This is a genomic window from Cupriavidus sp. 05N38 (genome assembly GCF_056397345.1).
The window spans coordinates 1-17323 of sequence record NZ_JBFTNF010000052.1 but is presented as its reverse complement, the minus strand read 5'-3'; the positions used below and the strand labels follow the sequence as shown (position 1 = coordinate 17323).

Genomic DNA, 17323 nt, shown 5'->3' with positions numbered 1-17323 from the left:
GAGGCGCGGGCGCTTGCGCCCCGCCAGGCGCCCGCTGGCCCTGCGGGTGGCTTAGAATCGGGACTTGCCCATCACTTCCCCCATCCTCTTGGAAAGCCTAAGCACGCCTGCGATTGAAGTGACGCGCGCGGACGGAGCGGCAACGGCGCACCTGCGCGGCGACTGGACCGCGCTCGCGCTGTCGGACTGCCATCACGCCCGTGCGCTGCGCCATGAGCTGCACCTGGTTGGCGCCGACGCGCAATGGTCCCTGGCGGGCCTGGGCCGGCTCGACCATATCGGCGCCCAGCTGATGTGGCAGGCGTGGGGCAGCAAGCTGCCCGCGCGGCTCGAGGCCAACGAGGCGCAGCGCCGCGTGTTCGGCCGCATCGCCGGGCTGCGCCGCGAAAACTGGAAGAAGCACATGGTGGACCGCTTCAACCCGGTGACGCTGCTGGGCGCCTCGATCCTGTCGATGATCGCGCAGATCGGCAATGGCGTGACCATGCTGGGCCAGCTTGCCTTCGACCTGCTGCGCTTCCTGCGCGCGCCGCAGCGCGGCCCCTGGCGCGAGATCTCGGCCAATATCCACAACGCGGGCTACAAGGCGCTCGGCATCACCGCGCTGGTCGGATTCCTGATAGGCATCGTGTTGTCCTACCTCTCGGCCAACCAGCTGCGCACCTTCGGCGCCAGCATCTTCATCGTCAACATCCTCGGCATGGCGGTGATCCGCGAGCTGGGGCCGGTGCTGGCGGCGATCCTGGTCGCGGGGCGCTCGGGCTCGGCCATCACCGCGCAGATCGGCGTGATGCGCGTCACCGAGGAGCTCGACGCGATGCGCGTGATGGGCATCTCGCACGGCTTTCGCCTGATCATGCCGCGCGTGATCGCGCTGGCCGTGGCCATGCCGCTGCTGGTGGCCTGGACCGACGTGATGGCGCTGGCCGGCGGCATCCTCGCCGCGCGCCTCCAGCTCGGTCTCAGCGCAGCTTTCTTCCTGCGCGCGCTGCCGGACGCAGTGCCAGTAGCCAACCTCTGGCTGGGGCTGGGCAAGGGCGTGGTGTTCGGCATGCTGATCGCGCTCACGGCCTGCCACTACGGCCTGCGCATCCAGCCCAACACGCGCAGCCTGGGCGAAGGCACCACCGCCTCGGTGGTGACCTCGATCACCGTGGTGATCGTGGCCGATGCGATCATCGCCATCCTTTTCAAGGACATCGGCATATGAGCACAGCCATCGTTCCCGCCGCGGCGGACAGCGTGGGGCACGACAAGCGCACCACCGTGGTCGAGGTCCGCAACCTGGTCAAGCGCTTCGGCGAGGCGGTCGTGCACGACGGCCTGAACCTCGACGTCTACCGCGGCGAAGTGCTCTCCATCGTGGGCGGATCGGGCAGCGGCAAGACCGTACTGCTGCGCCAGATCGTCGGGCTCGAGCGCCCCACCTCGGGCACCATCCGCGTGTTCGGCGAAGACCTGCGCAAGCTCGGCACAGCCCGCCTGCAGGCACTGCGCAACCGCTGGGGGCTGCAGTTCCAGCGCGGCGCGCTGTTTTCCGCGCTCTCGGTGATCGACAACATCGCACTGCCGCTGCGTGAACTTCGCACCCTGCCCGACGATCTGATCTGCCAGGCTTCGCTGCTCAAGCTGCAACTGGTGGGGCTGGGCGCGCGCGACGCGGACAAGATGCCGTCCGACCTGTCGGGCGGCATGATCAAGCGCGTGGCGCTGGCGCGGGCGCTGGCCCTGGAGCCCGAACTGGTGTTCATGGACGAGCCCACGGCGGGGCTGGACCCGATGGCTTCCGACGACTACGTGGCGCTGATCCGCGAGCTGCGCCACGAGCTGGGCCTGACCGTGGTGATGGTGACGCACGATCTCGATACCCTGGTGGCGCTGTCGGACCGCGTAGCGGTGCTGGCCGACCACAAGGTGCTGGCGGCGCAGCCGATCCGCGAACTGGTGCATATCGACCACCCGTTCATCCGCGAGTATTTCCTCGGCGAGCGCGGGCGGCGCGCCATGCAGGCCCTGCCCCCGGCGCCGGCCGCGGCGGGCCCGCATTCTGGAGAAGCATGATGGAAAACAAATCACACGCCTTCCTGGCCGGCGTGTTCACGATCGGCCTGGTGATCCTGGTGCTGTTCTCGATCTTCTGGTTCAGCAGCGACCACGCCGTGCGCGTGCCGTACGACCTCATCACCCGATCCACCGTCAACGGCCTCGGGCCGGAGGCCGACGTCAAGTACCGCGGCCTGGACGTGGGCAAGGTGGTGTCGATCCGCTTCGATCCCGCCGTGCCGGGGCAGATCATCGTGCGCATCAGCGTCAACCAGGACGCGCCCATCACCACCACCACCTATGCCACGCTGAACTTCCAGGGCGTGACCGGGATCGGCTACGTGCAGCTCGACGACGCCACCGCGCAGAACGGCAGCGGCCAGCCCTCCCCGCACCTGCGTACCTCGGCCAAGTCGGTGGCGCGCATCGCCATGCGCGCGGGCTTCTTCGAAGAGCTGGAGAAGCGCGGCGACACCCTGCTGACGCAGCTGGAAACCATCATGGACTCGCTCGGCGACATGTTCCAGGCCAACAACCGGCGCGACCTGATGGAGGCGATCCGCTCGGTGCACACCACCGCCGACGACTACTCGCGCCTGGCGCACTCGCTCGAGCCGGCGGTGCGCCAGCTGCCGCAGGTGACCGATAACCTCAACGCCACACTGGCCTCCGCCCGGCGCCTCACCCAGGAGCTGGCCAGTCCCGACGGCACGGTGCTGCGCACCGTCGACCGTGTCGGCCGCGACCTCCAGGGCGTCGCCGATTCGGTGCAGGCGGCCRCCGGCGGCGTCACGCAGGACACGCTGCCGCAGGTCAACGGCCTGACCCGCGACGCGCGCCAGACCATGCGCAGCATCGACCGTGCCGCCAGCCAGTTCAACGACAGCCCGCGCAGCGTGCTGTTCGGCGGCCCGGCGGCCGCGCCGGGCCCGGGCGAGCCGGGCTTCAGCGCACCCTGAGGATCAGGGAAAGCCACCATGCCGCGTACCCACGCCAATCCCCCGAGGCAATCCATGATGCGCACCGTCTCCCTGTTCCGGCCCCGCTTCGGGCCCTGCTTCAGCGGCATGGCGCTGGCCGCCCTGCTGCTGGGCGGCTGCGCGCTCTCGCCCTCCGCGCCCACCATCACCTATGACCTCGGGCCGCCCGCCGGCGCCGCGCCGGGCGCCACGCCGCTGCCCAGGCTGCGCGTGGCACAGACCGACGGTCCCACCTGGATGGACGGCAACGGGCTCTACTACCGCCTTCACTACGCGCAGGCCGAGCGCCTGCAGCCGTACGCCACGCAGCGCTGGGTGATGTCGCCGATACGCTTGTTCGACGAGCGCCTGCGCGAGGCCGTTGCCTCGCGTGGCGCGCTGACCTGGTACGCCGACACCACCGCGCCCTCGCTCAAGGTGGACATGCTGGAATTCGAGCAGGTCTTCGACGCCGCCAGCGCCAGCCGCGGCGTGATCCGCGTGCGCGCCACGGTGTTCCGCAACGGCCTGATCGGGCAGAAGACCTTCGTGGCGGAGCAGCCCGCGCCCAGCGCGGACGGCGCCGGCGGGGTCAAGGCGCTGGCCGCGGGCAGCGATGCCGTGATCGCGGCGATCCTCGACTGGGTGGCGGCGCTGCCGCCGCAGCAATAAGCGATACCGCATGGCATCGGCTCCCCCGCCGCCTTCCCCGCCACCTACGCTGCCGCCGGCGCAGCGCCACTCTCCGCTGGCGCGGGTAGGCCTGCTGTGCTTCACCTTGCTGATCGTCTACGGCAGCCTCTATCCGTTCAGCGGCTGGACCGACAACGGCATCTCGCCGCTGGCCTTCCTSACCGCGCCCAAGCCGCGCTACMTGACCGAGTTCGACATCATCACCAATGTGCTGGGCTACTGCCCCTTCGGCGCGCTGGTGGTGCTGGCCCTGCATCCGCGCGTCTCCGGCGCGCGCGCCACGCTGCTGGCGCTGGCGGCGGGCGCGGTGCTGTCGGGCACCATGGAGGCGCTGCAGACCTGGCTGCCCAACCGCATTTCGTCCAATATCGACCTCATCACCAATGCGCTGGGCGCCCTGCTCGGGGGCGCCGTGGTGGCACCGTTCTCGGCCGCGCTGATCGACCGCGGCTCGCTGCGCCAGCTGCGCATGGCGTGGTTCGAGCCGCATGCCAGCTTCGCCATCATCCTGATACTGCTGTGGCCGTTCGCGCAGATCTTCCCGCAGGACTACCTGTTCGGCATGGGCGGCATCGTGCGCGAGTGGCTGACCGATCCCGACTCATGGCCGGTGCAGTGGCTGCAGGGCGTACTGCCGGGGCTGCCCGGCCTGATCGAAGGCATCGGCCTGCTGCGGCCCGAGGACGCCCAGGGGCAGCAGTTGCTCGAATCCCTGGTGACGGCGTGCGGCTGGGTCGGCACCGGCTTGTTTGCCTCCGCCGCCATGCGCCGCCAGGCGCCGATGCTGCGTATCCTGGCAGGGCTGCTGGCCGCCACGCTGCTGCTCAAGGCGGTGGTGGCGGAAGTGCAGTTTCCCGATGACAACGCCTTCAACTGGCTGTCAGATGCCGGCCGCTTCGCGCTGCTGACCGGCTCGCTGGTGCTGGTGCTGCTGCTGCGCCTGCCGCGCTGGCTGCGCGGCGCGCTGGCGCTGGCCACGCTGATGGTGCTGCTGGTGTTGTGCAACCTGCTGCCGGCCAACCCTTATTCCTGGATTTCGGAGCAAGGCTGGCGGCTCGGGCGCTTCATCCACTTCAACAGCCTGTCGCAATGGCTGGGCTGGATGTGGCCGTTCCTGGCGCTGTTCTACCTGATCTGGCGTTTCGAGCAGTTCCAGCTGGACCGCCGCAGCCTGCGGCGCGCGCGGCGCAAGGCGCAGCGCCAGGCTGGCGGCTAGGAAAGGACACCGCCGCCGGCCTGGGCGCGCGGCGGCTTTTTCCCGCGGCCGCCGCCCCGGGGTTCGCCCTGTTCGGCCGGTTCGCCCGGCACGCTCAGTGCGTCTGGCCGCCCTGCTCGCAGATGTCGGTCGTTGTCGCGAGGGCGGTCGCCACCGCGCGGCGGATGCCGTCGATCATCGTGGCCAGTGCCAGGCTGGGCTGGCCCGGATGGCGCGCGGCCTGCTCCGGCAGGTAGGGAATATGGATAAAGCCGCCTCGCACGCCCGCGGGTACGCCCTGCGTGGCCAGCAGGTGCATCAGGCCATAGAAGACATGATTGCAGACGAAGGTGCCCGCGGTCTGCGACACCGAGGCGGGCACGCCGGCCGCGCGCATGTCGCGCACGATCGCCTTGATCGGCAGGCTGGCGAAGTACGCGGCGGGGCCGTCTTCGGCAATGCGGACATCGACGGGCTGCRCACCGGCGTTGTCGGCGATGCGCGCATCGTCCACATTGATCGCCACGCGCTCCACCGACATTTCCGGGCGCCCGCCCGCCTGCCCCACCGCGATGACCAGCACCGGCCTGAGCGCGTCGAGCAGGTCGGCCATGGCGTCGTTGGCGGCGCCGAACACGCAGGGCAGCTGGCGTGCCACGACGATGGCCGCATCGGGGCCGTCGGGATCGCCGGGGGCGCTGCCGAAGCGCTCGCCGTCGAGCGCGCGCACCGCCTCCCAGGATGGATTGACGGGTTCGCTCTCGAACGGCTCGAACCCGGTCAGCAGCACGGTGCGCATGGCGGCCACTCCCTTACATCAGGAAATACAGCAGGGCGATATTGGCGACCAGTATCATCAGCGCGGTCGGCACCTGCGCGCGGATCACGGCGTTCTTGTCGTCCAGCTCCAGCAGCGCKGCSGGSACGATGTTGAAGTTGGCCGCCATCGGCGTCATCAGCGTRCCGCAGTAGCCSGAGAACATRCCRATKGCCGCCATCACYGCCGGGTTGCCGTGGAAAATGTTCACCAGGATGGGCACGCCCACGCCGCCGGTCATGACCGGGAAGGCCGCGAAGCCGTTGCCCATGATCACCGTGAACAGCGCCATGCCTACGCAGTACACCACCACGGCCACCAGCCTGTAGTCCATGTTGATGTAGGCGGTGGTCAGATGGGCCACGGCCTTGCCCACGCCGGCGTCGGCGAACACCAGGCCCAGCATGGCCAGCATCTGCGGCAGCACCAGCGCCCAGCCGAGCGACTCGGTCAGCCGGCGCGATTCGCGCACGCCCTGCACCACGCTGTCGCGGGTGAGCCAGCACGCCACGGCCAGCGCCACCAGGCAGCCGATGCCGAGCGAGACGAAGGTCACGTTCTTCGGATCGAGCAGCGCCAGGCCGGCGATCTTCACGTCCTTGAACAGCACAGTGCCGATCACGGTCACCAGCGGGATCAGCAGGGCCGGGATGAACAGCTTGTTGCCCAGGCGCTTGGCCGAGGCACGGCGCTCGCCCTCCGGCAGCGTGCCGTGCTTGCCGTGGCCCACGCCGCCGAAGCCGGCGATCAGCGCCATCACCACGGCGCCCACACCGACCACGGCCGGCGGCAGCTTGTCGCCGATCAGGAAGACCAGCGCATAGAGCGCCCAGAACAGGCCGGTGCTGAAGCGGCGCGGATGCTCGCGGTCGGCGAAGGTCATCAGCGCGGTGATGGCCAGCACCAGGCCGGCCAGCCAGAAGAGATAGTTGATGGATACGATCATGGCTTACTCCCCGCTCTTCACGTTGGCGGCGGTGCCGGCACCGGTGGCACCGGCGGCGGCGCGGCCGCCCATCTCGCGTGCCAGCCAGCCATCCAGGCGCTTGAGGCGCACCGCGTGGATCAGGAAGGCGCAGACCGCGGTGGGAATGCCCCACACGGCGATATGCAGCGGCTCTACGTCGATGTTGGACGACAGCAGGAAGGTGTGCATCAGCGCGATGGCGCCGAAGGCCACGAAGATGTCCTCGCCGAAGAACAGGCCGACGTTGTCGGTGGCGGCGCAGAAGGCCAGCACACGCTGGCGCACCGGTTCGGGCAGCTTGCCGAAGCGGGTCTCGGCCGCGCCTTCGGCCATCGGCGCGAGCAGCGGGCGCACCATCTGCGGATGGCCGCCGAGGCTGGTCAGGCCAACCGCGGCGGTCAGCTCGCGCACGCCGAGGTAGACGATCAGCAGGCGCCCGACCGTGGCCGAGGCGATGCGCGAGATCCACGCCTGCGCGTGCTCGCGCAGGCCGTGCCGCTCGAGCAGGCCGATCACCGCCAGCGGCAGCAGGATGATCAGCGGCAGGTTGCGCGTCTTGACGAAGGCGGTGCCGATCGCGGTGAAGATCTGCGTGACCGGCATGCTCGCCGCCAGGCCCGTGGCGATGGCGGCAAGTGCCACCACCATCATGGGATTGAAGCGCAGCACGAAGCCGAGGATGATGATACCGACCCCGACTAGGGGCCAGAGGTTGACTGCCTGTTCCATGGGAGACACCAATAGAGTGTGATGGAGGCGAGTGCCCCGCGCCGCGTCATGTTGCTCGACGTCCCGCGGGGCACGGTAATGCCGGGGCCTGAGGCACGCGCGCGGCGCGCCCCTCAGGCTCCGGCGCGGATTGCGATGCCTTCGGCGCCGAGCCGCTCGCGGATGCGGCGCGCAAAGGCAAGCGCGTGTGCGCCGTCGCCGTGCAGACACACGGTTTCGGCGCGAATCGGTACCCAGGTGCCGTCGATGGCGCGCACGCGCTGCCCGCGCACCATGTCCAGCGTCTGGCCCAGGGCCACGTCTTCGTCCTCGTGCAGCGCGCCGGGCGTGCCGCGCTTGACCAGCGAGCCGTCCGGGTTGTAGCCGCGGTCGGCGAAGACCTCTTCCTTCACCTTGAGGCCGGCCTCGCGCGCGACCTTGACCATGACGCTGCCGGCCAGGCCGAAGAAGACCAGGTCGGAATCGAAATCGCGCACGGCGCGCACGATGGCGTCGGCCAGCACGGGATCCTTCGCGGCCTGGTTGTAGAGCGCGCCGTGCGGCTTGACGTGGGCAAGCTGCCCGCCCTGCGCGCGCACCAGCGCCGCCAGCGCGCCGATCTGGTAGAGCACGTCGGCGTACACGGCGTCGGGCGCCAGTTGCATCTCGGTGCGGCCGAAGTTCTCGCGGTCGGGGTAGCTCGGATGCGCGCCGATGGCCACGCCGGACTCCAGCGCCCAGCGCACGGTCTGCAGCATGGTGGCGGCGTCGCCGGCATGCCAGCCGCAGGCCACGTTGGCCGAGCTGATCAGGGCCAGCAACTCGCGGTCGTTGCCGCAGCCTTCGCCGAGGTCGGCATTCAAGTCGATATGCATTGCGTTACTCCTCGTTCTGTCTTTGCCGGGGATGCGGCCGTGGCCGTGTGGGTCTGTCCTGGATTGCGGCGGGCGGCTCAGCCCACCGCGACGCGCGTGCGGRTGCGCCGCCGCGCCGCGATCATCAGGCCATCGCCCTGCCATTGCAGGGCCTGGTCAACCTGTTGCAGGTAGCGGTCCAGTTCTGCCTGCGCCGCGGCGGCCTGTTCGAGCGAAACGCGCACGAAGCGTACCGGCGCGCCCAGCGGCACCTGCGCCAGGCGCCACAGGTCAGCGCCGATCACCACGCCGATCTTCGGATAGCCGCCGGTGGTCTGTGCGTCGGCCATCAGCGCGATGGGCTGGCCGGCCGGCGGCACCTGCACCACGCCGGGCAGCACACCGTGCGACAGCAGGTCCGCCGCGCGCGCGGGGTCGCGCGCCAGCGCCGGGCCCTGCAGGCGCAGGCCCATGCGATTGCTGTTGGGCGTGATCACCCACTCGGACTGCCACAGCGCATCGCGCGAGGCAGGGTCGAAATCGTCGTACTCCACGCCGGGCAGCATGCGGATCGGCACGGCGTTGCCAAGCTTCGTCACCGGCAGCGCCCAGGCCGGCGCCTGCACGCCGAGCCAGTCGCTGCCGTCGGCCACGCCGGGACGCCCGGCGCCGAGCCGGTCGCCCTCGCGCAGCGCGCGGCCGCCGAGCCCGCCAAAGCCGGCCTTGAGATCGGTGCTGCGCGAACCCATCACCGGAGCCACGTCGATGCCGCCGGCCACGCACAGGTAGCTGCGCGTGCCGCCCTGCGCAGCCGACAAGGTCAGCGTTTCGCCGCGCCGCACGTCGAAGGCATGCCATGACCACACCGGCACGCCATCCAGGTTGGCCTTGCATTCGGCGCCGCTGAGGGCCACCCGCATATCGGCGTGGAAGCGCACGGACGCGCGGCCGAGCGTGAATTCGATGGCGGCATCGCCGGCAGCGTTGCCGAGCAGGCGGTTGCCGATGGTGAGGGCGACGCTGTCGAGCGCGCCCGTGGTGCCCACGCCGAAACGGCGAAAGCCGGGACGGCCGAGGTCCTGGACCGAGGCGAGCGCGCCTGGACGGATGATCTCAATCACGCGAAGGTCCTCCGCGCGAATGCGCCGGAACGTGCAGTACGGTTCATGCCACCAGCTCCTCGACCACGAAGCGCACCGTGTCACCGGGCGCGAACAGCGAGGGCGGATCGCGGTCGGCCACGAACAGTTCGCTGGCCGTGCGCCCGATCAGCTGCCAGCCGCCCGGCGCCGCGGCCGGGTAGATGCCGGTCTGCTCGCCGCCGATGCCGACCGAGCCGGCCGGCACGGACAGCCGCGGCTCGCCGCGGCGCGGCGTGGCCAGCGCCGGGTCCAGCCCGCCCATATAGGCGAAGCCGGGCTGGAAGCCGAGGAAGTACACCACGTACTCTGCCTCGCTGTGGCGGCGCACCACTTCCTGCGCGCTCAGCCCGGTGTGCGCGGCGACCTCGGCCAGGTCGGGGCCGTGTTCGCCGCCGTAGCGCACCGGGATCTCGACCAGCTTGCCGGTGGCGGCGCTCGCCTCGCCGGAGGCCCAGGCGAGCCTGAGGTTGCGCTCGAGCGCTTCGGGATCGGCCTCGCGGTCGAACACCACGGTGAGGTTGTTCATGCCCGGCACCGCGTCCACCACGCCGCGCCATTCGGCCGCGCGCTGGGCCATGGCCCAGATGCGGCGCTGTACGTCGAGCGAGGCAGGCGGCGGCACGCTGCAAAGCAGCGCGCGTTCGGCCAAGCGGTGAACGGAACATCGGGACATGGGCGGCACCGGGAAGGGACCTGCCTTGCAGTGTAGGCGGGCGCACCGGACTCGTCAGGCGCGGCGCCGGCCAGGAGGCGGTCCGTGAGTACAATCTATTTTCATCGACAATTTGTCGATAAATTCATGATAACTAAACAAGGAGATGATGGGGCTAGGGGTAGACCCTAGGAAGCCGGTGACGCTACCGGTGGTGTTTGCCGGACGTCACGCCATCCTGGTGCATCCGGCACCGGGGCGGCGCACGCCCGGGTCCCGCCGCATGCCGTGCGGACCCGGCCCGGGCCACGGCGGTGCAGGAAGGGCGATCCGGCCGCATCCGCCCGGGAGATCGGCCAGATCCGATTTTCTTGCGCCGGTTGCCGGTATCGTGGCGCGCCTGCAACGCCGGGACACACGCCTCGCGCGTTCCGCGCGGACGAAAAAAAACCGGCCGGTGGAAACCGGCCGGTCTGCGCAGCTGGGCGAACGCCCCGGGCTCAGGCGAAGCCGGCCTGGTGCGCCTGCTCGTCGGCGTGATAGGAGCTGCGCACCATGGCGCCAACGGCAGCATGGGTGAAGCCCATCTTGTAGGCCTCTTCCTCATACATCTTGAAGACGTCCGGATGTACGTAGCGCATCACCGGCAGGTGGTGGCCCGACGGCGCCAGGTACTGGCCGATGGTCAGCATGTCGATGTCGTGGGCGCGCATGTCGCGCATGACTTCGAGGATTTCCTCGTCGGTCTCGCCCAGGCCCACCATCAGGCCGGACTTGGTGGCCACGTGGGGATTGCGGCGCTTGAACTCCTGCAGCAGCTTGAGCGAGTGCGCGTAGTCCGCGCCCGGGCGCGCCTGCTTGTACAGGCGCGGCACGGTTTCCATATTGTGGTTCATCACGTCGGGCGGGCCCGATTGCAGGATGTCCAGCGCCTTGTCCAGGCGGCCGCGGAAGTCCGGCACCAGCACTTCGATGCGGGTCGCGGGGGACAGCTCGCGCGTGAGCGTGATGCAGTCCACGAAATGCTGGGCGCCGCCGTCGCGCAGGTCGTCGCGGTCGACGCTGGTGATCACCACGTAGTTCAGGCGCAGCTGGGCGATGGTGCGGGCCAGGTTGCCCGGCTCGTTGGCGTCGAGCGGGTCGGGGCGGCCGTGGCCCACGTCGCAGAACGGGCAGCGGCGCGTGCACTTGTCGCCCATGATCATGAAGGTGGCCGTGCCCTTGCCGAAGCATTCGCCGATATTGGGGCAGCTCGCCTCTTCGCACACCGTGACCAGGTTGTTCGCGCGCAGCACATCCTTGATCTCGTAGAAGCGCGAGTTGCCGGTGGCCGCCTTGACGCGGATCCACTCGGGCTTCTTGAGCTTCTCGGCCGGCACGATCTTGATGGGGATGCGCGCGGTCTTGTCAGCGGACTTCTGCTTGCGGGTCGGATCGTACTGCTCCGCCTGGGGTTGCGGGGCTTCGCTGGAAGAGGCGATCAGGGCGTCGCTCATAGTTTTCTCCGCACGCGCGATGCGTGCATGTTCGGCTGGATAGCTAGTTAACCAGAGCCGCGGCGGGTTTCGGGCCGGCAGCCGCGGCGCGCTCTTGCGCCGCTGCCAGTACGTCGCCCAGCGCCGCCGCGAGGCGCCGTGCGATATCGGCTTGTTGGGCCGCGGTCACGGGCAGGCGAGGCGCGCCCGGCGCATCGGCCACCGCGTAGGTGGCGCCCGCCGTGGCCATGTCGACCGTTTCCAGTCCGGCATAGCCGCAGGGGTTGATGCGCAGGAAGGGCGCGAGGTCCATCTGCACGTTGAGGCTGACGCCGTGATAGCTGCAGCCGTTGCGGATCTTGAGTCCGAGCGCGGCGATCTTGGCGCCCTGGTGCTCACCTTCGGAAAGGTAGATGCCAGGTGCGCCGGGCTTGCGTTCGGCTGCGAGATTATACGCCGCGAGCGTGTCCAGCACGGCCTGCTCGATCGCATTAACCAGCTCGCGCACCATCAGGTGGCGCCGGCGCAGGTCCAGCAGCAGATAGGCCACGACCTGGCCCGGGCCGTGATAAGTGACCTGCCCGCCACGATCGATGCGCACCACCGGAATGGCCTCGTCGGGTGCGAGCAGGTGCGCGGGGTCGCCGGCCTGGCCGAGCGTGTAGACCGGGGGATGTTCCACCAGCCAGATCTGGTCGGGGGTTTCGGCGGTGCGGGCGGCGGTATAGGCACGCATCGCGTCGAAGCACGGCTCGTAGTCCTGGCGGCCCTGCTCGATGACTTGTATCGATTGCATCCCGCCAGTTTAACGAAAATAAGGAAAAGGGGCGGATCGCACAGGATGCCGCCCCTTTCTGCCTTCACGCTGTCATCACGTCCCGCCGCCGTCCGCGGGCTCGCCCGGCCGGCGCGAGTGCACCAGCCGCAGGTGGCTGCGCCCGGATGCGCCGGCCCCGGCCTCAGGAGGCCGTGATCTGGTCCTGGTTAGGCGTCCATTCCGTCCCTCGAACCAGGCGCCGCGCCATGCCCGCCACCAGGTGCCCCATGCTCACGACCGGCCGGCGTGCTTCGGCGATCAGCGCCAGGCGTACGCCTTGCGCGGCGCGCGGATCCACGCTGAGGACGATCTCGTCGCCACGTTCGAGCAGGATGCTGCCGCCGCAGCGCAGCCAGTGGTCCGCCGAGTCGCCTTCACGGGTGACCCAGAGATCGGTGCCGGAGGCTTCTTCCACGTGCAGCCGCTGGGCCACGTGGATGGAAAGCGAGGTGACTTCGCCCGGGCTCAGGGTGAACAGGGTCGTTGTGAGCAATGTTTTCATGTTGGGCATCCTTCACTGACATCGGCAATTGTGCGCACCCGCCTGCCCGGAATGGGCCGCCGCTTCGTACACTCCCCTTGATGGGCCTGGCGGTGTCTGAAACGGAACCGGTGCGGGCGCAGCGCCGATGCATTGCATTCTAGTGATTGCCGAAGCCCTTCCAAAACGATATATTTTCCCGGTTCTTGCTAAATAAACTCACATGCGACGGGACTGGTCATGGCGCTGAAAGGGGCATTGGAGAAAGATCTGCCGCGCGGCTGGCACCGCGAGCTACCGCGCCTGCCGGCGCTGACCGCGCTGCGCGCGTTCGAGGCCGCGGCCCGCCACGAGAGCTTTTCGCGCGCCGCCACCGAGCTGTTCGTGACGCATGGCGCGGTCAGCCACCAGATCCGCGCGCTCGAGGAAGAGCTGGGACAGCCGCTGTTCGTGCGCAACGGCAAGCGCGTCAGCCTCACGCCCGGCGGGCGCGCCTACGCCATGCGCGTGCGCGAGGCCCTGCTGGAAATCGCCGATGCCACGCGCACGCTGCAGGCCGGCAGCCGCGACAAGCGCCTTACCATCAGCACCATGGCCTCGTTTGCCGCGCGCTGGCTCACGCCGCGCATCGGCAGCTTCATCGAGCGGCATCCCGAACTGGACGTGGAGCTGTTGTCGTCCAACACCCTGGTGGACTTCGCACGCGAGGAAGTCGATATCGCACTGCGCATGGGCAGCGGCGACTATCCCGGCCTGTACGTGGAAAAACTGCTCGACGATGTGTTCTTCCCGGTCTGCTGCCCCGCCTTCAACGGCGGCAAGCTGCCGGCACACCCGCAGGACATGGAGGGCATGCCGCTGCTGCGCGGCGAAGGCGATCCATGGAAACCGTGGTTCGAGGCCGCCGGCCTGGACTGGCCCGAACCGCGCAAGGGCCTGCTGCTCGAAGACTCTTCGCTGCTGCTGCAGGCCGCCGCCGCGGGACACGGCATTGCGCTGATCCGCTCCTCGCTGGCCTACAACGACCTGCTGTCGGGGCGTGTGGTCAGGCTGTTCAATGTCAGCATCCCCTGCCCGTGGCTGCTCTACTTCGTCTGCTCGCCCGGCATGCTCGAATCCCCGAAGGTGAAGGCGTTCCGCGCCTGGATGCTGCCGGAAATGGAAGCGTTCCGCGCCATCCTGGCGCAGTGGGAAGGCAAGCCGTAGCCGCGCTCAGTCGTCCCCGGGCGCCGCGGCGGGCTTAGCCGGCCCGGCCGCGGGCGACGAGGCGTTCGCGTCGGGTTCCGGCGCAGGCGCGGCATGCGCCCTGCCCGCGCGCGGGTGCGCCTTGTCGTAGACCTTGGCCAGGTGCTGGAAATCCAGCGCGGTATAGATCTGCGTGGTGGCCACGCTGGCATGGCCCAGCATTTCCTGCACCGCGCGCAGGTCGCCGGAGGATTGCAGCACATGCGTGGCGAAGGAGTGCCGCAGCATATGCGGATGCACGTCCGCCGGCACGCCCGCGCGGATCGCCTGCTGCTTGATGCGCAACTGCACCGTGCGCGCCGGCAGGCGCCGGCCGCGCGGATTCAGGAACATGGCATGCGCATCCTGCGGCGCCGCGCCGGGGCGCAGCATCTGCGCGCGCACCGCCAGCCAGGCGCGCAGCGCTTCCATGGCCTTGCTGCCGACCGGCACGGTGCGCCGGCGCGAGCCCTTGCCGATCACCGTGACCTCGGCGCTGTCCATGTCGATCCAGCCTTCCGAGCGGTACGCGCCATCCTCGGTGTAGCGCTGGTCCAGCTGCACCAGCTCCGACAGGCGCAGGCCGCTCGAATAGAACAGCTCATACACGGCGCGGTCGCGCACGTCCTCCGCGCCCTCGCCCGTGCTGTGCGAAACCAGCGCCACAGCGTGCTCGACCGACAAGGCCTTGGGCAGCCGGTGGCCCGACCTGGGCGCGCGCACGCCCTCGACCGGATTGGCCTCGACGCCGAGGCCATGGCGCGCGGCCCACAGGTAGAAGCCGCGCCACGCCGACAGCGTGCGGGCAATGCTGGTGCCAGCCAGCCCGCCGCCATGCAGGCGCGCGGCAAAGCCGCGAATGTGATGGGTCTGCAGCGACAGCAGGGCACAGCCCGGCGCGAAGCGCGTGGCGTATTCCTGCAAGACGGCGAGATCGCGCCCGTAGCTGGACAGCGTGTGGGCGGCCAGCTTGCGGCCGCTGGCGAGCCATTCGAGATAGCGCAGCACCAGCGGATCCGGTGCCGGCTTGTCGGCGGCAGCGGTGGCGGGTGCGGGCGATGACCCGGGATTCCGGCCGCGCGTCATGACCGGGCCATTGCGATCGCGCCGTGGCGCATGGCAGCCTCAGTCGCGCAGGCGGTTCAGCGCGGCGCCCGCCACTTCGCCGATCTGCGACAGGTAGGCCGTGCCCATGCCCTCGTGGAAGCGGCGCGCCTCCGGCGAGCCCAGCACCAGCAGGCCGAACGCGGCGCCCAGCGTGCCCGGCTCCCGCGCAGGCACGCGCAGCGTCACCATGGCCAGCGACGCGATATCGTCGCGCTCCAGCCATGCCGCCGCCTCGAAACCGCTGTTCGCGCCGCAATAGGGTGCGCGCAGGCCTTCGGCGAACAGGCGCACGTCCTCGCTCACGCCGCGCGTGACTTCCATGTGCGCGTAGCCCTCGGCCACCTGCCAGAGCTTGAGCGTCACCGCCGGCACCTCGAACACCTGCTGCAGGCCATCCTGCACCGCGTAGGGCAGCGCGTGCGAATCCACCTCCGCCAGCAGGCGCAGCTGCCACGCATGCATGCGCTGCTGCGTGCGGTCATTGTCGTGGCCGTGACGGACCAGGTCGGCCAGCTTCAGCTCCAGGCCCTTGTTCTTCTCGCGCAGGATCTCCATCTGGCGCTCCTGCAGCGACACCGCGCGGTGGCTGTGCGGGCTGGTCAGCTGCACGGCGGCGAGCAGCTCGGCGTGGTCTTCGAAGAACTGGGGGTTGGTCTGCAGGAAAGTCGCGACGTCTTGGGCGTTCATTGGCTTCAACCGGGATGTTTGGGGGGCAGTTTAGCAAAGAGGTGATGCCTGTACGCCATTGGTTTTGCGCGCCGGGCTCCGAAGTGATGCATCCACCTTCAGCGACGAAGGCTGCTCCGTCTCCCGGGCGAGGAGCCGGAACAGCCTTCGGCGTGTGCATGGAGCGGAGGTGCGCAGCCGCGTCGTCTCCGCCTAGGTCTGGATCAGCCTTTTCTGCCGCGAAATGCTCATCAGGATCCCGATCCCCATCCCCAGCGTCACCAGCGCCGTGCCGCCATAGCTCATCAGCGGCAGCGGCACCCCCACCACCGGCAGGATGCCGCTCACCATCCCCATGTTGACGAAGGCGTAGGTGAAGAAGATCAGCGTGATCGAGCCCGCCAGCAGGCGCGAGAACAGGGTCGGCGCATTGGCCGCGATATACAGCCCGCGGAAGATCAGCAGCAGGTAGAGCACCAGCAGCACGGCATTGCCGATCAGGCCGAACTCTTCCGAGAAGACCGCGAAGATGAAGTCGGTGTGCTTTTCCGGGATGAACTCGAGGTGCGTCTGCGTGCCCTTGAGCCAGCCTTTGCCGAACACGCCGCCCGAGCCGATGGCGATGATCGACTGGATGGTGTGGAAGCCCTTGCCGAGCGGGTCGGTGGTGGGGTCCAGCAGCGTGCAGATGCGGTGCTGCTGGTAGTCGTGCAGGACCGGCCAGTTCACGCCGGGCGCGCACATATCGCTCTCGAAGGTGACCAGCGCGGTGACGGCCACCACCAGCGCCATCAGCAGCGGCAGGATAATCTTCCACGACAGCCCGGCGAAATAGATCACATAGAGGCCGGCGGCCAGCACCAGCAGGCCGGTGCCCAGGTCGGGCTGCTTGGCGATCAGGCCCACCGGTACGCCCAGCAGCAGCAGCGCGGTCACGAAATCGAACCACCTGACCGAGCCCTCCCGCTTCTGGAAGTACCACGCCAGCATCAGCGGCATGGCGATCTTCATGATCTCGGAGGGCTGGATGACCATGCCGACGTTGAGCCAGCGGCGCGCGCCCTTGCGGATCAGGCCGAACATCGCCACGCCGATCAGCAAGGCCACGCCCAGCGTGTAGAGCGGCACCGCGACCCGCATCAGGGTCTGGGTCGGCAGGTAGGCGATCACCCACATCACCGCGTAGGAGAGCAGGATGTTGCGCAGCTGGTCCTCGACCCGGCCGGGCATGTCGATGGCGGCCGAATAGAGCGCCACGATGCCGGTGGCGAACAGCAGGAAGACGATCAGCGCCAGCGGTTTGTCGAAACCGGTGAGTGCCGTCTTGATGAATGACAGGACGCGGCGTCGATCCATGGCGCGTCTCCTTCAGCGTGTAGCGTTGGCGCCGCCCGCGCCGGGAGCGGCGGCGGGCTTGGCGCGTGGTTTCGGAGCGGCGGCGGCGACCGGGGCCGCAGCGGCCTGGGCGGGCGCGGGCGCCGGGTGGCTGTGGCCGAGCGCCTGGGCCATGCGCTGGTCCAGCG

Annotated in this window: 18 protein-coding genes; 6 read left to right on the top strand and 12 right to left on the bottom strand. The window is 69.3% G+C overall.

Features of this window, described 5'->3' with window-relative positions:
• Positions 1–82 precede the first annotated feature (82 nt).
• The 5 genes from AC1DK4_RS29540 (at position 83) to AC1DK4_RS29520 (ending at position 4911) form a co-directional block, all read left to right on the top strand.
• Positions 83–1210, top strand: coding sequence for an MlaE family ABC transporter permease (locus AC1DK4_RS29540; RefSeq protein WP_441621324.1), 1128 nt, complete (start codon positions 83–85; stop codon positions 1208–1210).
• Entirely contained in the window at positions 1207–2061 is an 855-nt protein-coding gene (locus AC1DK4_RS29535) for an ABC transporter ATP-binding protein (RefSeq protein ID WP_441621261.1), read from the top strand. Before AC1DK4_RS29540 ends, AC1DK4_RS29535 begins: the two co-directional genes overlap by 4 nt.
• Positions 2061–3002 carry an MlaD family protein gene (locus AC1DK4_RS29530; RefSeq protein WP_477131947.1) on the top strand — a complete coding sequence of 314 codons (942 nt, stop codon included), beginning with the start codon at positions 2061–2063 and terminating at the stop codon, positions 3000–3002. The genes AC1DK4_RS29535 and AC1DK4_RS29530 overlap by 1 nt, the downstream gene beginning before the upstream one ends.
• Before the next feature lie 108 nt (positions 3003–3110).
• Positions 3111–3674: an ABC-type transport auxiliary lipoprotein family protein gene (locus AC1DK4_RS29525; protein WP_441621326.1), complete on the top strand. Its 564-nt coding sequence runs from the start codon at positions 3111–3113 to the stop codon at positions 3672–3674.
• A 10-nt stretch (positions 3675–3684) separates the two neighbouring features.
• A complete protein-coding gene (locus tag AC1DK4_RS29520; protein WP_477131946.1) occupies positions 3685–4911 on the top strand; it encodes a VanZ family protein in 1227 nt (408 codons plus the stop codon).
• A gap of 94 nt (positions 4912–5005) precedes the next feature.
• On the opposite strand, the gene pcp is transcribed toward AC1DK4_RS29520, so the two are convergent.
• From pcp to AC1DK4_RS29475, 9 genes are all read right to left on the bottom strand, one after another.
• Positions 5006–5689 (bottom strand): pyroglutamyl-peptidase I, encoded by a 684-nt coding sequence (gene pcp, locus AC1DK4_RS29515; RefSeq protein ID WP_477131945.1) that lies wholly within the window; start codon positions 5687–5689, stop codon positions 5006–5008.
• 13 nt (positions 5690–5702) lie between these two features.
• Positions 5703–6653, bottom strand: coding sequence for a DUF979 domain-containing protein (locus tag AC1DK4_RS29510; protein WP_441650247.1), 951 nt, complete (start codon positions 6651–6653; stop codon positions 5703–5705).
• Positions 6654–6656: 3 nt separating this feature from the next.
• Positions 6657–7403 carry a DUF969 domain-containing protein gene (locus tag AC1DK4_RS29505; protein ID WP_441650246.1) on the bottom strand — a complete coding sequence of 249 codons (747 nt, stop codon included), beginning with the start codon at positions 7401–7403 and terminating at the stop codon, positions 6657–6659.
• Between the two features lie 113 nt (positions 7404–7516).
• Complete coding sequence (pxpA, locus tag AC1DK4_RS29500) at positions 7517–8257, bottom strand: 5-oxoprolinase subunit PxpA (protein ID WP_441621273.1); 741 nt, start codon at positions 8255–8257, stop codon at positions 7517–7519.
• 77 nt (positions 8258–8334) lie between these two features.
• Entirely contained in the window at positions 8335–9357 is a 1023-nt protein-coding gene (locus tag AC1DK4_RS29495; protein ID WP_477131944.1) for a 5-oxoprolinase subunit C family protein, read from the bottom strand.
• A gap of 43 nt (positions 9358–9400) precedes the next feature.
• Complete coding sequence (pxpB, locus tag AC1DK4_RS29490; protein WP_441621277.1) at positions 9401–10051, bottom strand: 5-oxoprolinase subunit PxpB; 651 nt, start codon at positions 10049–10051, stop codon at positions 9401–9403.
• A 479-nt stretch (positions 10052–10530) separates the two neighbouring features.
• On the bottom strand, positions 10531–11526 hold the full coding sequence (gene lipA / locus AC1DK4_RS29485; RefSeq protein WP_441621279.1) for a lipoyl synthase: 996 nt from the start codon (positions 11524–11526) through the stop codon (positions 10531–10533).
• A gap of 43 nt (positions 11527–11569) precedes the next feature.
• Positions 11570–12301, bottom strand: a complete 732-nt coding sequence (lipB, locus tag AC1DK4_RS29480) for a lipoyl(octanoyl) transferase LipB (RefSeq protein ID WP_441621281.1) — start codon at positions 12299–12301, stop codon at positions 11570–11572.
• Between the two features lie 163 nt (positions 12302–12464).
• Complete coding sequence (locus AC1DK4_RS29475) at positions 12465–12824, bottom strand: DUF2917 domain-containing protein (protein ID WP_441621283.1); 360 nt, start codon at positions 12822–12824, stop codon at positions 12465–12467.
• A 219-nt stretch (positions 12825–13043) separates the two neighbouring features.
• Here AC1DK4_RS29475 and AC1DK4_RS29470 point away from each other — a divergent pair, with 219 nt between their 5' ends.
• Positions 13044–14009: a transcriptional regulator GcvA gene (locus tag AC1DK4_RS29470; protein ID WP_441621285.1), complete on the top strand. Its 966-nt coding sequence runs from the start codon at positions 13044–13046 to the stop codon at positions 14007–14009.
• A gap of 6 nt (positions 14010–14015) precedes the next feature.
• On the opposite strand, the gene AC1DK4_RS29465 is transcribed toward AC1DK4_RS29470, so the two are convergent.
• The 3 genes from AC1DK4_RS29465 to rodA form a co-directional block, all read right to left on the bottom strand.
• Entirely contained in the window at positions 14016–15113 is a 1098-nt protein-coding gene (locus AC1DK4_RS29465; protein WP_441621287.1) for a tyrosine recombinase XerC, read from the bottom strand.
• Positions 15114–15152: 39 nt separating this feature from the next.
• A complete protein-coding gene (locus tag AC1DK4_RS29460) occupies positions 15153–15821 on the bottom strand; it encodes a DUF484 family protein (RefSeq protein WP_441621289.1) in 669 nt (222 codons plus the stop codon).
• Between the two features lie 192 nt (positions 15822–16013).
• On the bottom strand, positions 16014–17156 hold the full coding sequence (rodA, locus tag AC1DK4_RS29455) for a rod shape-determining protein RodA (RefSeq protein WP_441621291.1): 1143 nt from the start codon (positions 17154–17156) through the stop codon (positions 16014–16016).
• Positions 17157–17323: the final 167 nt, after the last annotated feature.

What these genes read in the sequence shown, in the direction of transcription:
- AC1DK4_RS29535 (WP_441621261.1), top strand. Translation starts at nt 1,207, where the DNA reads ATGAGCACAGCCATCGTTCCCGCCGCGGCGGACAGCGTGGGGCACGAC.
- AC1DK4_RS29525 (WP_441621326.1), top strand. Translation starts at nt 3,111, where the DNA reads ATGGCGCTGGCCGCCCTGCTGCTGGGCGGCTGCGCGCTCTCGCCCTCC.
- AC1DK4_RS29505 (WP_441650246.1), bottom strand. Translation starts at nt 7,403, where the DNA reads ATGGAACAGGCAGTCAACCTCTGGCCCCTAGTCGGGGTCGGTATCATC.
- pxpA (WP_441621273.1), bottom strand. Translation starts at nt 8,257, where the DNA reads ATGCATATCGACTTGAATGCCGACCTCGGCGAAGGCTGCGGCAACGAC.
- pxpB (WP_441621277.1), bottom strand. Translation starts at nt 10,051, where the DNA reads ATGTCCCGATGTTCCGTTCACCGCTTGGCCGAACGCGCGCTGCTTTGC.
- lipA (WP_441621279.1), bottom strand. Translation starts at nt 11,526, where the DNA reads ATGAGCGACGCCCTGATCGCCTCTTCCAGCGAAGCCCCGCAACCCCAG.
- lipB (WP_441621281.1), bottom strand. Translation starts at nt 12,301, where the DNA reads ATGCAATCGATACAAGTCATCGAGCAGGGCCGCCAGGACTACGAGCCG.
- AC1DK4_RS29475 (WP_441621283.1), bottom strand. Translation starts at nt 12,824, where the DNA reads ATGAAAACATTGCTCACAACGACCCTGTTCACCCTGAGCCCGGGCGAA.
- AC1DK4_RS29470 (WP_441621285.1), top strand. Translation starts at nt 13,044, where the DNA reads ATGGCGCTGAAAGGGGCATTGGAGAAAGATCTGCCGCGCGGCTGGCAC.
- AC1DK4_RS29465 (WP_441621287.1), bottom strand. Translation starts at nt 15,113, where the DNA reads ATGACGCGCGGCCGGAATCCCGGGTCATCGCCCGCACCCGCCACCGCT.
- AC1DK4_RS29460 (WP_441621289.1), bottom strand. Translation starts at nt 15,821, where the DNA reads ATGAACGCCCAAGACGTCGCGACTTTCCTGCAGACCAACCCCCAGTTC.
- rodA (WP_441621291.1), bottom strand. Translation starts at nt 17,156, where the DNA reads ATGGATCGACGCCGCGTCCTGTCATTCATCAAGACGGCACTCACCGGT.